Raw genomic sequence first — 13392 nt, 5'->3', positions numbered from 1 at the left:
AAAGTGCAGCGATTTCAAAGGGGGAAATGGCGCCAAAGGACGAATGGGCGCTGAACCCAGCTCAGCAATCGCTGTCGTCCCGGGGCGCGCAAAGCGCGAGCCCGGGACCCATAATCACAGGGCGCAGTGCTGCGCGACGCTCCCACTCCGAGTCTTTCCTTTTGGGTATGAGTCCCGGGTTCGCTTCGCGCCCCGGGACGACAGCGGTATGTGTCGCGCCGCCCCTACCGCCGGTACCCGCTCGCCCGCGAATAGCCCTGGCGGTGCTGTTGCGCCGGGCGGCTTGCCACGCTGACCCGCGCCTCGCTCGAGGAGGGCGTTGCGAGCTTCAGCTCCTCCAGGAAGATCGGCCGGGAGAAATAATAGCCCTGCGCGTAGCGGATCTTGGTGGCGGCCTGCAGATAGGCCAGCTCCTCGTAGGTTTCGAGGCCTTCGGCGATCACCGTCATGCCGAGCGCCTCGCTCAAGGATTCGATCGCGCGCAGGATACCCTGGCTGCGCGGACGATTATGAATGTCGGTGATGAAGGAGCGGTCGATCTTGATCTCGTCGGCGGTGATGTCGGCCAGCGCCGAGAGCGAGGAATAGCCGGTGCCGAAATCGTCGATGGAGACGCCGACGCCGAGCTTGCGGAACATCGGCAGGATCTCGTCCTGAAAATGATTCTTGGCGACGAAAGCATCTTCCGTCACCTCGATCATGAACCGCTGCGGAAAGCCGGTCTCCTCCAGCGCCTGCGCAAAGCTGCGCATGAACTCGGGATTGCCGGCCTGCTTGGCGGCAACGTTGATGCTGATGGTCGCTTCCGGGCCGAACGTGTCGTTGATCAGGTCGATCGACTTGACGATCTCGGCGAGCACGAGATGGGTCAGCTCGTCGATCAGGCCGAGCTCGCCGGCGAGATTGATGAACGAGCCGGGCGCCTGGATCACGCCTTCGTCGTCGCGCAGGCGCACCAGGGCCTCGATGCCCTTCACGGCCTGCGTGCGGATGTCGACCTTGGACTGGAAGGCGCAGCAGAAGCGCTTTTCCAGGATGGCGAGCCGCAGCGACTGCTCGACCTTCATCCGCGCCTGCGCCTCGCGCTCCATGCTGGCATCGAAGAAGGCGGCCAGTCCCTTGCCATTGTTCTTGATGCGGTACATCGCGATGTCCGCGTTCTGCCGCAGCGTTTCGAAGCTGCGTCCATGGTCGGGATAGAGGCTGATGCCGACCGAGGTCGAGGCGAACACTTCCGAATGGTCGATGAAGAACGGCGCGGTCAGCCGCTCCAGCGTCGATTGCATGAATTCGGCGACTTCCTCCTGGCTCTGGACCGGTGACAGCAGCAGCAGGAATTCGTCGCCCGAGATGCGCGAGAGTATGTCGGAATCGCGCAAGTCCCGTCCGAGCCGCTTCGCCAGCTCGACCAGCAGCGCGTCGCCCACGGCGTGACCGTAATAGTCGTTGATGTGCTTGAAATTGTCGACGTCGAGGAAGGCCAACGCAAAGCGTTCGCCGCCGTCGTCGCGCGCGAGCAGGGCATTGGCGCGGTGCTCGATCACGCGGCGCGAGGGCAGCCCGGTCAGCTCGTCGAAATAGGCCGAGCGGAACAGCTGGTCCTCGAAATTCTTCTGCTCGGTGATGTCGGAGGATGCCGAGATCAGCAGCTCGCGTCCGTCGAGACGAACGGGGCGATGGGTCGTGAGCAGCACCTTTCGCGCGGCGCCGACGTGAAGCGATTCCTCGGTCACGACCGGCTGCCCGTCGCTCAGGGCCTGGCGGCAGGCCTCGCGCCGCGGCGTCAGATCGGGTGAAGGACGGCTGCCATCCAGGCCGAGCTGCGCGGCGGCGGCATCGTTGACCAGCAGCAGCTCGCCATGCGCGTCCTGCACGGTGAGGCCGGCCGGCAGCATTCTAACGATTTCCTTGAGAAAACCGAGCTCGGCTTCAGTCGCGCCGGAATATTGATTGTCGTTCATAGAAGTCATGAATCTTGTTGTTTCAGCGCGCCTTTGCAATGGGCGCGATCTTCCGCGGTTCCCTCTTAAGTTTGGTTAAGGGGTCAGGAGAAATACGGGGGTGTTTTGGAGAAAACTTGCGACGATCGGACGCGCGCTGGCGATCGTCATTAACGGAGCGTCAACGCGCTCGGCGAAACAGCGAAGTATCCGCGTGGGAGCGATTTCGCCTGCGGCCATCCTTCGAGACGCCCGCGGTGGGCGGGCCCTCAGGATGAGGGTCGGAGTGCGCTGCGCGATATCACCCGAGCACCGATGCCGCTTAGCCTCATCCTGAGGAGACCGCGAAGCGGTCGTCTCGAAGGACGAGGCGCTTGCTCAGGTCGCGCAAGTGCCACACGCGATTGCGCCACCGCGCGGGCAGCAAGGAGCACACCTTACATGTTGCGACGTCTACTCGCTTCGTGGAATTCGGCACTGCATGATGCAATGCAGCCCGGTTTTCAGATACGAGATCTCAGTTTTGCCGTCGAAAGCCGACAGCGCCGACTTCAAGAGCTTGGTGCCGAAGCCGGGCTCCGACACCTTGTCCACACTCGGTCCTTCGGTTTCGTCCCAGGTGATCGTCAGGCGGTCGTCGGTGATGGTCCATGACACCTGCAACAGACCGCGCGGTGAGGAGAATGCGCCGTACTTGCCTGCATTGGTGGCAAGCTCGTGAAACATCAATGACAGCGTGACCGCGAGCTTGGGCGGCAGGAACAGCCGCTCGCCGTTGAGCGTGAAGCGGACATGGCCGTAAGGCCCGAGCTCGGAGATCAGAAGGTCGCGGATGTCGCAGCCGGCTTTGTCGATCCGCGAGATCAAATCATCGGTTGCGGCCAGCGAGCGCAGCCGCGGATCGACCCGGGCCCAGACCTGCGGCTGGTCGTGCAACACCTGGTGCACCACGGCATGCACCGTCGACAGCTTGTTCTTCAGCCGATGCTGGAGCTCCTCGACCAGCAGCTTGCGATAATCTTCTTCCTCGATCAGGCGTCTGGAAATTCGGCGCTGCTCGGCCAACATGGTGCGATAGTGCTCGACACCCCAGATGGTGATCGCGCACACGGTCCAGTAAAGCGCCAGCAGGACAAACCGCGCGCGATCGGCAAACGCATCGCCGAAATTCAGCGCGACGCCGAGCACGCCGCCGACGAGCGCCGTCACGATGCCGATCCGGAATCCGCCCAGGGCCGCAGCAAAGAAGACGGCCGGGAAGTACGGCGTGAAATAGATGTCGGGACGAACCTGAGCGAGGCCCCAGCGGACCAGGGTTGCAGCCAACAGGCAGACCACCGCAAAGCCGATGCTCAGAGCGAGCGAGGGCGGCGCCGCACCCTGCCAGCCCTTGCGGAACTCCTCGATCAGCTTCCTCATGCACTGCCTGGTTGCGATAGGCGTTCGACGGTCGAGCGGCCCGTGAGGATGTTACGCATGCCGCCCATACAAGCATAGCTTGCCTTGTCGGAAGCGGGCAGGAATAGTGACCGCTGCGGCGACGGCGGCGGCCGGCATTCGCCATTTGGCATCAAATCACTCGAAAACAGGAACATTCCATGGGCAGGCTGGACGACAAGGTTGCGGTGATCACGGGGGCGACGAGCGGCATCGGATTGCGCACTGCGGAAGTCTTCGTTGCCGAAGGTGCCAAAATTGTGATCGCAGGCCGGCGCGTACCGGAAGGCGAGGCGCTGGCGAAGCAGCTCGGGGAAAGCTGCATCTTCCGTCAGACCGACGTCACCGTCGAAGCGCAGATGCAGGCGCTGATCGCGCTCGCGGTCGACAAGTTCGGCAGGATCGATTGCCTGTTCAACAATGCCGGCGGGCCGGCACAGACCGGCGGCATCGAAGGGCTCGAGGTCGAGCGGTTCGATGCGGCGATGGCGACGCTGGTGCGCAGCGTCATGCTCGGCATGAAGCACGCCGCGCCCTACATGAAGAAGCAGGGCGGCGGCAGCATCATCAACAATGGCAGCATTGCCGGCCGCCTCGCCGGCTTCTCGTCGTCGATGGTCTATGGCGCGGCCAAGGCGGCGGTGATCCATCTCACCAAATGCGTGGCGATGGAGCTCGGCGAATCCAACGTTCGCGTCAACTCGATCTCGCCCGGCGCGATCGCGACCGGCATCTTCGGCAAGGCGCTGGGGCTCTCGACCGATGCCGCCGAGAAGACGCCGGCGGTGATGCGCGAAGTCTACAAGACCGCGCAGCCGATCCCCCGCGCGGGTCTTCCTGAAGATATCGCCCAGGCCGCAGTGTTCCTGGCCAGCGACGAATCCAGCTTCATCAACGGCCACGACCTCGTCGTCGACGGCGCCATGACCGGCGGCCGCAACTGGAGCCAGCAGCAGCAGGGCTATGTGGCCCTGCGCAAGGCGTTCGACCAGGAGGCGTAGCAGCTCCGGCGATGGTGCCGTAGGGTGGGCAAAGGCGCGCCCTTCGCGCGCCGTGCCCACCATCGATGTTTGCACCCGGAGAAACGTGGTGGGCACGCTTCGCTTTGCCCACCCTACGAGATCGGCGCCTAAACCGCCTTCACCTTCACCCGCAGCCCGTCCCGCGGCTTCGGGATCGGCCACATCTGCCAGTCGGGCTTGTAGCCTGGCGCGAGCGACACTTCGATATTCTCCAGGAAATGCCGCGCGAAACATTTCGCCTGCATGTAGGCGAAGTGCAGGCCGAGGCACATATGCGCGCCGCCGCCGAACGGCACGAAGGCGAAACGGTGACGGCCACGCTGTGCGTCCTCGGTGAAGCGCATGGGATCGAAACGGTCCGGCTCCGGCCAGATCTCCTTCATGTGGTGGGTATAGAGCGGGTTGATGCCGATCGCCGTGCCGGCGGGAATCGCAAAACCCTTGAAGCTGAAATCGCGCATCGCGCGGCGCGGCATCGACGGCACCGGCGGCTTGAGCCGCAGCGCTTCCTTGAACGCCATCTCGGTCAGCGGCATCTTCTCGAGATCGTCGAAGCTGGTCGGCGCGCCGGAGGCGAGGCCGAGCGCGAGCACCTCCGCGCGCAGCCGGTCCTGCCAGTCCGGATTGGCGGCGAGCTCGCCGATGAAGGAGGTCAGTGACGAGGTCAGCGTGTCGTGCGCGGCCATCATCAGGAAGCTCATATGGTCGATGATGTCCTGGTCCGACAGCAGCGCGCCGTTCTCATGGGTGGCGCGGCAGAGCTGCGAGAACAGATCGTCGCCACCGTGATTGCCGCGCCGCAGCGGAATCTGCTCGCGGAAATAGGCGATGATGCGCTTGCGTCCCTTCACCCCTCGCGCCATCTGGGTGCCGGGCAGGGGGCGGCGGATCGGGGTGACGGCGGCGGCCACCATGTCGATGAAGGCGCGGTTGATCTCGTCGACCTCGGGCCCGATATCGGCGCCGAGGAACGAGGCCGCGGCGAGATCGAGCGTGAGCTGTTTCATCGCCGGATAAAGCTGCATCTCGCCCGGCTTCGCCTTCCACTGCGCGACGCGCGCGGAAATGCCCCGGTCGAGATCGCCGAGATAGGACTTCATCGGCCCGGACTTGAACGCGACCGAGAGCGCCTTGCGATGCAGGCGATGCTCCTCGAAATCGAGCAGCATCAATCCGCGCGGAAACAACAGCCCCAGCACCTTGTCCCAGCCATGGGTCGAGGAGAACAGCTTCTGCTGGTCGAACAGCACGAGCTCGTTGGCCTCGGGCCCGAGCAGCACGACGTTGGTCTCGCCGAAAAAGTGCGTGCGGTAGACCAGTCCGTACTTGGCGCCGTTCGCCTCGATATGGCCCTTGGGATCGGCGAGCACCTGAAAGGTCTTGCCGATGATCGGCCAGCCTTCGTCGCCGGGAATGTGGGTCAGCTCGTTGCGCTTGGGCGGAGTGAACGGAAGCGCAGGGGCGGCCACATTCTGCATCGACATGACGATTGCTCCGGTTGGCTGGCCCCGCAAACATAGCACGATCCGGCCGCGATGAGCTGCGGTCGTCTTGCGCACAAAATCGTCACTCCCACCGCCGTCGTCCCCGCGGAGGCGGAGACCCATAACCACAGGGAGGAGTTTTGGTGCGAGGCTGGTAGCTCCGAGTCTTCGTAAATCCGCATCCTGTGGTTATGGGTCCCGGGCTCGCGCTGCGCGCGCCCCGGGGCGACGAGTGGAGTGCCTACCGCTTCGCCGCTTCCTTCTGCAGATCCGGCGCGTTGACGGCGGGAATGGCGACGCGGCCGGGGCCTGTCACCTTCAGCGCCTCGGCGGCCTTCTCATTCTCCATGATCTTGGCCATCACGGCCTGACCCGCACGCTCGAAGATCGCGCGGTTCTCGATCACGAATTTTTGCGACCTGCGCAGCCCGTCGATATAGCCGTTGATCTCGGGCACAACGTAGCGCGCCACCATGTCCCAGCTCCGGCGGGTGTTTTCCGGATTGGCCCAGTCGTGAACGAAGCCGATGACGGCGCCGACGCCGCCGGAGACCTGCATCACGTTCTTGATGGTTTTGACGAGATCGTCGGGCGTGCCGATGGTGGACGCCGCCCCCTCGACGAAGGCGGTCTTGTCGACGGCCTCGTCGGGCGAGGAGAACGCGGTGAGGCCCGGCCGCTGCAGCGTGCCGACATTATATTCGTTGTGCCAGCGCATCAGCCCGGCGCCGGCCTCGCGGCGGGCTTGTTCACGCGTTTCCGCGATGTGCCAGGTCAAGAGCACGCGCCAGTCGGCGCGGCGCACCGTGGTTCCGTGCTTTTTGGCGGCATCCTCGGCGAACTGCCATTGCTGCTGCAGCGACATCAGGCCCTGCGTCGTCATCGAGCCCAGCGAGATGATGCCGATGCCGTATTTGCCGGCGAGCGTCATGCCGGAGGGCGAGATCTGCGAAGCTACCACGAACGGCATCTCCTCCTGCAGGGGCAGGATCTGCAGCGCGGCGTCGTTCATCGTGAACCAGTCGCTTTTGGCGGTGACGCGCTCGCCGTTGAAAAGGCGGCGGATGATGCCGATCGCCTCGTCCTGGCGATCGCGCTGCGTCATCGGATCGATGCCGAGCGTGTGCGCGTCGGAGGCGAGCGCGCCCGGTCCGGAGCCGAAAATGGCGCGGCCGCCGGTCATATGGTCGAGCTGCACCATGCGCTGGGCAACGTTGAAGGGATGGTGATAGGGCAGCGACACAACGCCGGTGCCGAGCTTGATCCGCTTGGTGCGCTCGCCGGCCGCGGCCAGGAACATCTCGGGCGAGGCGATCATCTCCCAGCCCGAGGAATGATGCTCGCCGCACCAGAACTCGTCATAGCCGAGCGCATCCAGCTGCTCGACCAGGTCGAGATCGCGCCGGAACTGCAGCATCGGATGCTCCCCGATCGGGTGATGCGGGGCAAGAAAGGCTCCGAACTTCAGGCGCGCCATGGCGGTCTCTCCGGCTGAATTTTCTGTTTGTTGGTCGTGTCAGGCTACGTGCCTGACGGCACGAACGCAATCACGCGATGTCCCGCGCGGTGGAATGCAGGCATGCGCGGTGGCAAGCGAGACGTTGCGTAGTCCTCGCCCGCTTCGCGCTTCATCACGATAACGACACGCGAGCGCGACTGGGCGGGTCCCTTCATTCGCGTTCGACACCTCCGCGAAGCCTCACAATCAGCGCGCGCAGAATTCCTCGCCTCGCTCTTGTCATTTGTGACATTCGTCATGATGGGCGCCGCATTTCCGGCGCGGATACGCCGCGCATCGGCACGAGATTGCGACGTTGCGGTTAATACGTGCGGATTCTTGCAGATTTTCAGCCAATTTCCCGAGATTGACAGCGCACGGTCTTTTTATTTTGCGCCGCAGCAACTATCTGGTTGGGCTGGACGTTGAACGTCGCCCACCAGGAACTTGCCGTGTCGTTAGCCAGAAACATCGATCTGTTGAGACGTCTGCCCCGGCTGGACGGACTGCGCTTCGCCGAGCCCGGCCGCGGTGCAGATGGATCGAGCCCGCTGCAGGAGGTCACTGGCTTCGGCGACAATCCCGGCGCCTTGCGCATGTTCGCGTTCGTGCCGGCGCAATTGCAGCGGCCGCGCGCGCTCGTCGTCGTGCTGCATGGCTGCGGGCAAACGGCGGCCGCTTACGATCTCGGCGCGGGCTGGTCGACGCTCGCGCAACATTACGGCTTTGCGCTGTTGATGCCCGAGCAGCAGCGCATCAACAATGCCAACACCTGCTTCAACTGGTTCAATCCGGAGGACACCGCGCGGGACAGCGGCGAGCCGGGTTCGATCCGCGCGATGATCGCGCACATGGTGAAGACGCATCGCATCGATCCCAGGCGCGTCTTCATCACCGGCCTGTCGGCCGGCGGCGGCATGACCTCGGTGATGCTCGCGACCTATCCGGAAGTCTTTGCGGCCGGCGCGATCATTGCCGGGCTGCCTTACGGCATCGCCTCGAACTTGCGCGAGGCGCTCGACGGCATGTTTCATTCCCCGGCGCGCCCTTCGCGCGAGCTCGGCGATCTCGTGCGCAGCGCCTCCGACCATCGCGGCCCTTGGCCGAGGGTCTCGGTGTGGCACGGCAGCGCCGACCGCACCGTCAATCCCGGCAATGCCAACGAGATCGTCAAGCAGTGGCTCGACCTGCATGGCTTGCCCGAACTGCCGATGGCGGAGACCAATGTCGACGGCTATCCGCGCCAGGCCTGGTGGGACAAGGACGGCGAGACGCTGGTCGAGTCCTATGCCATCACCGACATGGCGCACGGCACGCCGCTTGGGCTCGCCGACAACGATCAGCGCTACGGCATCGAAGGCGCCTTCCTGATCGAGGCCGGCATCTCCTCGTCCTACCACATCGCAAAGTTCTTCGGCCTCACCGGCTGGATTGCGGACGCCGCGACGACGAAGGCGGAAGCCAAATCCACGACGAAGCCCGCGACGAAGCCTGCCGCGAAACCGGCGCTCTCGCCCGCGCCGCATCTCGCCCGCTCGATCCGCACCGCGGTCGCCGCGGAGCCGGCCGAGCCGCAGGGCGAGAAGGCGCGCGGCTTCGACCTCGGCCAGATCATCACGCGCGCGCTCACGGCTGCGGGGCTGATGAAATAGCTCCACCCCGCTGTCGTCCGGAGGGCAAGGTCTACCCCGTCTGATCGATCACCTCGACCGGTGTCACGCTGATCTCGCCGCCCGCGACCTTCCGCGTCACCTCCTGGTAGTGCTTGAAGAAGTCCCGCGATTGCAGCGTTTTCTGCGCAGCATCGTCGGCGACGCTGGCGAAGTGGAGATAGCTGCCGTCGTCGCGATGCTTCAGGCAACGATAACCGATCCTCCCCTTCAGCTCCGCATCGGCGTCGATCGCCCTGATGAAGCGGCCGATCTCGCGGTGCCACTCCTCCGTCGTGCCGTTCTTGAACGCGTACCTGATCATGAAGTGCTTCATGTGACGCTCCCTGTTCGTCTTGTGCGTCATCATCTGCGCGCTCGATACGATCCCGCAAGTATGGACAAAATTGATAGTATGGACTTTTTCGCCGTTGCTCCTATCCTCATCGCATAGCGTTTTCGAGCGAAGTGGATACCGGTTCGCGTAAAGAAAACGCGTCAAAACAAGAATCTTCCACATGGAGGAAACGACATGGCGAAGACGTCTCCCGCGCGCACCTGTCCGGTTGCGGCGTTCCAGAAGATGATCAGCGGCAAATACAAGCTGCGCATCGTCTGGGACCTCAAGGACGGCCCGCGGCGCTACGGCGAGATCAGAAGCGGCTTGCTGCGCGGCGCGTCAGGCAGCGCCGAGATCACCCCGCGCGTGCTCAGCCGCGAATTGAAGGCGTTGACGATGAGCGGCCTGATCGACCGCAAGGATTTCGGCGAGGTCCCGCCGAAGGTCGAGTACCGCCTGACGCGCAAGGGCAAGAGCTTCGTCCCCGTCGTTGCCGCAATCCGCGAGTGGGGCGAACGCAATCTCGGTGAGGCGACGGCACTCGCGGACGCCGCTGAATAAGCCTACATCTCGCCGGTGATGAACGGATTGGTCATCCGTTCCTGGCCGATGCTCGAGCCGGCGCCGTGGCCGCAGATGAAGCCGACATCGTCGCCGAGCGGCAGCAATTTCGTCTTGATCGAACTGATCAGCGTGGCGTGACTGCCGCCGGGCAGGTCGGTGCGTCCGACCGAGCCGGCGAACAGGACGTCGCCGACATGGGCAAACCGCAGATCCTTGTTGAAGAACACCACGCTGCCGGGCGAATGACCCGGACAATGCAGGATATCGAACTGCAAGCCGCCGATCGACACGCTGTCGCCCTCGTCGAGCCAGCGGTCGGGCGTGAAATCGCGTCCTCCCGTCATGCCGAAGCGCGCGCCGCTCGCCACGACGTTGTCGAGCAGGAACTTGTCCGCGACATGCGGTCCCTCGATCGGCACCGTCAGCGCATCGCGCAGCTCGGCCGCGCCGCCGACATGGTCGATATGGCCGTGGGTCAGCCAGATCTTCTCCACCGTGACGCCGGTCTGCTTGATCGCATCCAGGATCTTCGGCACGTCGCCGCCGGGATCGATCACCACGGCCTTCTTGGAAGGCTCGTCCCAGATGATGGTGCAGTTCTGCTCGAACAGCGTCACGGGAACGATGATCGCGCCCGCCTTGGCTTGCCGGGATTCTCGCCGGGATTCTTGGGTGTCGTTTTGCTCGGTCATGGCCTCACAATGCCGATTTTTGCCGGGCCGCCAAGCAAAAGATTCGTCCCCACGCCCTGGAACAACCGTCACACGGCCGTCCCAATTGGCCTGCCAATTTGAACCGGGGCGTTGCTGTCGCGTTCTCCCGCGCAAGGCGTCAGATTTGGGTGGTCGGCATGGCTCACGACAACGAGAATTGGTGGCGCGACGGCATCTTCTATCAGATCTATCCGCGCTCGTTTCAGGACTCGGACGGTGACGGCGTCGGCGATCTCGCCGGCATCCTCAAGAGGCTGCCTCACGTCAAATCGCTCGGCGTCGATGCGATCTGGCTGTCGCCGATCTTTCCCTCGCCGATGGCCGATTTCGGCTACGACATCTCGGACTATGTCGGCATCGAGCCGCTGTTCGGCACGATGGCCGATTTCGACGCGTTGCTCGCGGCCGCCCACGACAATGGCCTGAAGCTGATCCTCGATCTCGTGCCGAACCACACCTCCGACCTGCATCCCTGGTTCACCGAGAGCCGGTCCTCGCGCGACAATCCCAAGCGCGACTGGTACATCTGGCGCGATCCGGCGCCAGGCGGCGGCGTTCCGAACAATTGGTTGTCCGAGTTCGGCGGCAGCGCGTGGGCTTTCGACGAGATCACGGGGCAATATTACTACCACGCCTTCCTCGCCCAGCAGCCGGATCTCAACTGGCGCAATCCGGACGTCCGCAAAGCGATCTACGACGTGATGCGGTTCTGGCTCGACAAGGGCGTCGACGGCTTTCGCGTCGACGTGATCTGGCACCTGATCAAGGACGCCGAATTCCGCGACAATCCGGCCAATCCGCACTACGTCGAGGGCCGTCCGCCGAACGAAAAAATCCTCACGCAATATTCCACCGACCAGCCGGAGGTGCATGACGTTATCGCCGAGATGCGGCGCGTCACCGATTCCTATGGCGCGCGCGTCTTGATCGGCGAAATCTATCTGCCGCTGCACCGGCTCGTGGCCTATTACGGCAACGATCTCACCGGCGCGCAGATGCCGTTCAACTTCGCGCTGCTCTCGACGTTCTGGAGCGCCCGCTCGATCGAAAAGATCATCGAGGATTACGAAAAGGCATTGCCGCGCGGCGCCTGGCCGAACTGGGTGCTCGGCAATCACGATCGTCCGCGCGTCGCGAGCCGCGTCGGGCCCGAGCAGGCCCGCGTCGCGGCCATGCTGCTGCTGACGCTGCGCGGCACGCCGACGCTTTACTACGGTGACGAGATCGGCATGCACCAGCTCGCGATCGCGCCGGAGGACGTGCGCGATCCCTTCGAGAAGAACGTCCCCGGCATCGGTGTCGGCCGCGACGGCTGCCGCACGCCGATGCAATGGGATTCCTCGAACTTCGCAGGTTTTTCGCAAGCAAGGCCGTGGCTGCCGCTGCCGGAGGATCACATCCGCGAGAATGTCGCCAATCTCGAAGCCGATCCGCGTTCGATCCTCAATCTCTACAAGCGCCTGATCGGCTTGCGGAAGAGCTGCCCCCCGCTGGTCACGGGCGATTATCATCCGATCGCCGCGCAAGGCGATCTGCTGATCTATCGCCGCGCGGCCGGCGGCAAGGCCGTGATCGTCGCGCTCAATCTCGGCCCCGATCCGGTCGCGGTGACCAGCAGCGCGATCCGTTTCGGCAGCAGCATCTTGCTGTCGACGTTCCTGGATCGCGAAGGTGAGGAGATCGAAGGCGTGCTGGACCTGCGCGGCAACGAGGGCGTGGTGGTGGCGTCACCCACCTAACTGTCGTCCCGGGGCGGGACGAAGTCGCGAGCTATGATGCGCAATTGCGCATCTGAGGACCCATAACCACAGGAAGAAGTTTTGCGACGACTCGGAGTTGCCCGCTTTGCCCCACACGTCTCCCTGTGGTTATGGATTCCGGGCTCGCGCTGCGCGCGCCCCGGAATGACGGGCGGGATGGAATCGGCTATTCTCCCGCCATGGACAACACCGCCCGCATCACACTCGTGCCGCCGCCGGATCGTCGCCAGTCGGAGACGGCGCTGGCGATCGCGCGCGGCACCGCGCGTCTGTTGCGCTCGCTCGGCTTCTCCTGCATCAGCGAATTGCCGCTGCCGTCGGGCCGGCGCGCCGATCTCGTCGCGCTGAACGAGCGCGGCGAGATCTGGATCGTCGAGATCAAGTCGTCGGTCGAGGATTTGCGCGCCGATCAGAAATGGCACGAATACCGCGCCCATTGCGACCGGCTGTTCTTCGCCTTCACGCAGGATCTGCCGTGCGAGATCTTCCCCGATGACACCGGCCTGATCGTCGCCGACGCCTACGGCGCGCACCTGCATTGCGAGGCACCCGAGCACAAGCTCGCCGCCGCCACCCGCAAGCAGATGACGGTGCGGTTCGCGATGGCGGCGGCCTTGCGGATCAATCGCCTGGTCGATCCGCAGGGCCATGCGGATTTCTGGGAGTAGGCTGACTTCGTAGCCCGGATGGAGCGCAGCGCAATCCGGGACAATTGCAGCCCGTCGCGCCAATCCCGGATTACGCTGCGCTCCATCCGGGCTACGCAGTGTCGTAGGGTGGGCAAAGCGAAGCGTGCCCACCAATTAAAATTAATCAGGATCGAAATAGAGAACGTGGGCACGGCGCTTCGCGCCTTTGCCCACCCTTGTAATAGCGCAATCGGATATTGATTGGGGTGTTCCGAGAGGAATGGCCTGCCGGGGCTGCAACCCCGGCAGGCCGCTGGCGATCGGATCGAGCCCACCCAGAGCAGTTTGTGGCTGCC

At 64.1% G+C, this 13392-nt stretch carries 11 protein-coding genes; 5 read left to right on the top strand and 6 right to left on the bottom strand.

Annotation, left to right across the window (positions count from 1 at the left end):
- Nucleotides 1-224: 224 nt before the first annotated feature.
- Nucleotides 225-1961 (bottom strand): putative bifunctional diguanylate cyclase/phosphodiesterase, encoded by a 1737-nt coding sequence (locus tag I6F20_RS33605; protein ID WP_225130296.1) that lies wholly within the window; start codon nt 1959-1961, stop codon nt 225-227.
- A 432-nt stretch (nt 1962-2393) separates the two neighbouring features.
- Nucleotides 2394-3359 carry a sensor histidine kinase gene (locus tag I6F20_RS33600; protein ID WP_057025911.1) on the bottom strand — a complete coding sequence of 322 codons (966 nt, stop codon included), beginning with the start codon at nt 3357-3359 and terminating at the stop codon, nt 2394-2396.
- Nucleotides 3360-3538: 179 nt separating this feature from the next.
- Here I6F20_RS33600 and I6F20_RS33595 point away from each other — a divergent pair, with 179 nt between their 5' ends.
- Nucleotides 3539-4378 carry an SDR family NAD(P)-dependent oxidoreductase gene (locus tag I6F20_RS33595; protein WP_225130149.1) on the top strand — a complete coding sequence of 280 codons (840 nt, stop codon included), beginning with the start codon at nt 3539-3541 and terminating at the stop codon, nt 4376-4378.
- A 128-nt stretch (nt 4379-4506) separates the two neighbouring features.
- Here I6F20_RS33595 and I6F20_RS33590 read toward each other — a convergent pair whose 3' ends face one another.
- Complete coding sequence (locus I6F20_RS33590) at nt 4507-5883, bottom strand: cytochrome P450 (protein WP_225130147.1); 1377 nt, start codon at nt 5881-5883, stop codon at nt 4507-4509.
- A 241-nt stretch (nt 5884-6124) separates the two neighbouring features.
- Complete coding sequence (locus I6F20_RS33585) at nt 6125-7360, bottom strand: LLM class flavin-dependent oxidoreductase (RefSeq protein ID WP_225130145.1); 1236 nt, start codon at nt 7358-7360, stop codon at nt 6125-6127.
- A 473-nt stretch (nt 7361-7833) separates the two neighbouring features.
- Here I6F20_RS33585 and I6F20_RS33580 point away from each other — a divergent pair, with 473 nt between their 5' ends.
- Complete coding sequence (locus I6F20_RS33580) at nt 7834-9033, top strand: extracellular catalytic domain type 1 short-chain-length polyhydroxyalkanoate depolymerase (protein ID WP_225130143.1); 1200 nt, start codon at nt 7834-7836, stop codon at nt 9031-9033.
- Nucleotides 9034-9064: 31 nt separating this feature from the next.
- Here I6F20_RS33580 and I6F20_RS33575 read toward each other — a convergent pair whose 3' ends face one another.
- Nucleotides 9065-9367, bottom strand: a complete 303-nt coding sequence (locus I6F20_RS33575; RefSeq protein ID WP_225130141.1) for a hypothetical protein — start codon at nt 9365-9367, stop codon at nt 9065-9067.
- Nucleotides 9368-9562: 195 nt separating this feature from the next.
- Here I6F20_RS33575 and I6F20_RS33570 point away from each other — a divergent pair, with 195 nt between their 5' ends.
- Nucleotides 9563-9931, top strand: a complete 369-nt coding sequence (locus I6F20_RS33570) for a winged helix-turn-helix transcriptional regulator (RefSeq protein WP_036038584.1) — start codon at nt 9563-9565, stop codon at nt 9929-9931.
- Between the two features lie 2 nt (nt 9932-9933).
- Here I6F20_RS33570 and I6F20_RS33565 read toward each other — a convergent pair whose 3' ends face one another.
- Complete coding sequence (locus I6F20_RS33565) at nt 9934-10626, bottom strand: MBL fold metallo-hydrolase (protein ID WP_225130139.1); 693 nt, start codon at nt 10624-10626, stop codon at nt 9934-9936.
- A gap of 158 nt (nt 10627-10784) precedes the next feature.
- Here I6F20_RS33565 and I6F20_RS33560 point away from each other — a divergent pair, with 158 nt between their 5' ends.
- Nucleotides 10785-12386 carry an alpha-amylase family glycosyl hydrolase gene (locus I6F20_RS33560; protein WP_225130137.1) on the top strand — a complete coding sequence of 534 codons (1602 nt, stop codon included), beginning with the start codon at nt 10785-10787 and terminating at the stop codon, nt 12384-12386.
- A 200-nt stretch (nt 12387-12586) separates the two neighbouring features.
- Nucleotides 12587-13075 carry an MmcB family DNA repair protein gene (locus I6F20_RS33555; protein WP_036024021.1) on the top strand — a complete coding sequence of 163 codons (489 nt, stop codon included), beginning with the start codon at nt 12587-12589 and terminating at the stop codon, nt 13073-13075.
- The last annotated feature ends 317 nt before the right edge of the window (nt 13076-13392 follow it).

Source organism: Bradyrhizobium sp. IC3123 (assembly GCF_020193625.1).
GTDB lineage: Bacteria > Pseudomonadota > Alphaproteobacteria > Rhizobiales > Xanthobacteraceae > Bradyrhizobium > Bradyrhizobium yuanmingense.
Note: the sequence above shows the minus strand (reverse complement) of the source record. Positions and strands in the feature narration are given on the sequence as shown.

Excerpts from the sequence above, each read along its gene's own strand:
- I6F20_RS33560 (WP_225130137.1), top strand. The coding sequence starts at position 10,785 with ATGGCTCACGACAACGAGAATTGGTGGCGCGACGGCATCTTCTATCAG.
- I6F20_RS33590 (WP_225130147.1), bottom strand. The coding sequence starts at position 5,883 with ATGTCGATGCAGAATGTGGCCGCCCCTGCGCTTCCGTTCACTCCGCCC.
- I6F20_RS33595 (WP_225130149.1), top strand. The coding sequence starts at position 3,539 with ATGGGCAGGCTGGACGACAAGGTTGCGGTGATCACGGGGGCGACGAGC.
- I6F20_RS33605 (WP_225130296.1), bottom strand. The coding sequence starts at position 1,961 with ATGAACGACAATCAATATTCCGGCGCGACTGAAGCCGAGCTCGGTTTT.
- I6F20_RS33565 (WP_225130139.1), bottom strand. The coding sequence starts at position 10,626 with ATGACCGAGCAAAACGACACCCAAGAATCCCGGCGAGAATCCCGGCAA.
- I6F20_RS33585 (WP_225130145.1), bottom strand. The coding sequence starts at position 7,360 with ATGGCGCGCCTGAAGTTCGGAGCCTTTCTTGCCCCGCATCACCCGATC.
- I6F20_RS33555 (WP_036024021.1), top strand. The coding sequence starts at position 12,587 with ATGGACAACACCGCCCGCATCACACTCGTGCCGCCGCCGGATCGTCGC.
- I6F20_RS33570 (WP_036038584.1), top strand. The coding sequence starts at position 9,563 with ATGGCGAAGACGTCTCCCGCGCGCACCTGTCCGGTTGCGGCGTTCCAG.
- I6F20_RS33600 (WP_057025911.1), bottom strand. The coding sequence starts at position 3,359 with ATGAGGAAGCTGATCGAGGAGTTCCGCAAGGGCTGGCAGGGTGCGGCG.
- I6F20_RS33575 (WP_225130141.1), bottom strand. The coding sequence starts at position 9,367 with ATGAAGCACTTCATGATCAGGTACGCGTTCAAGAACGGCACGACGGAG.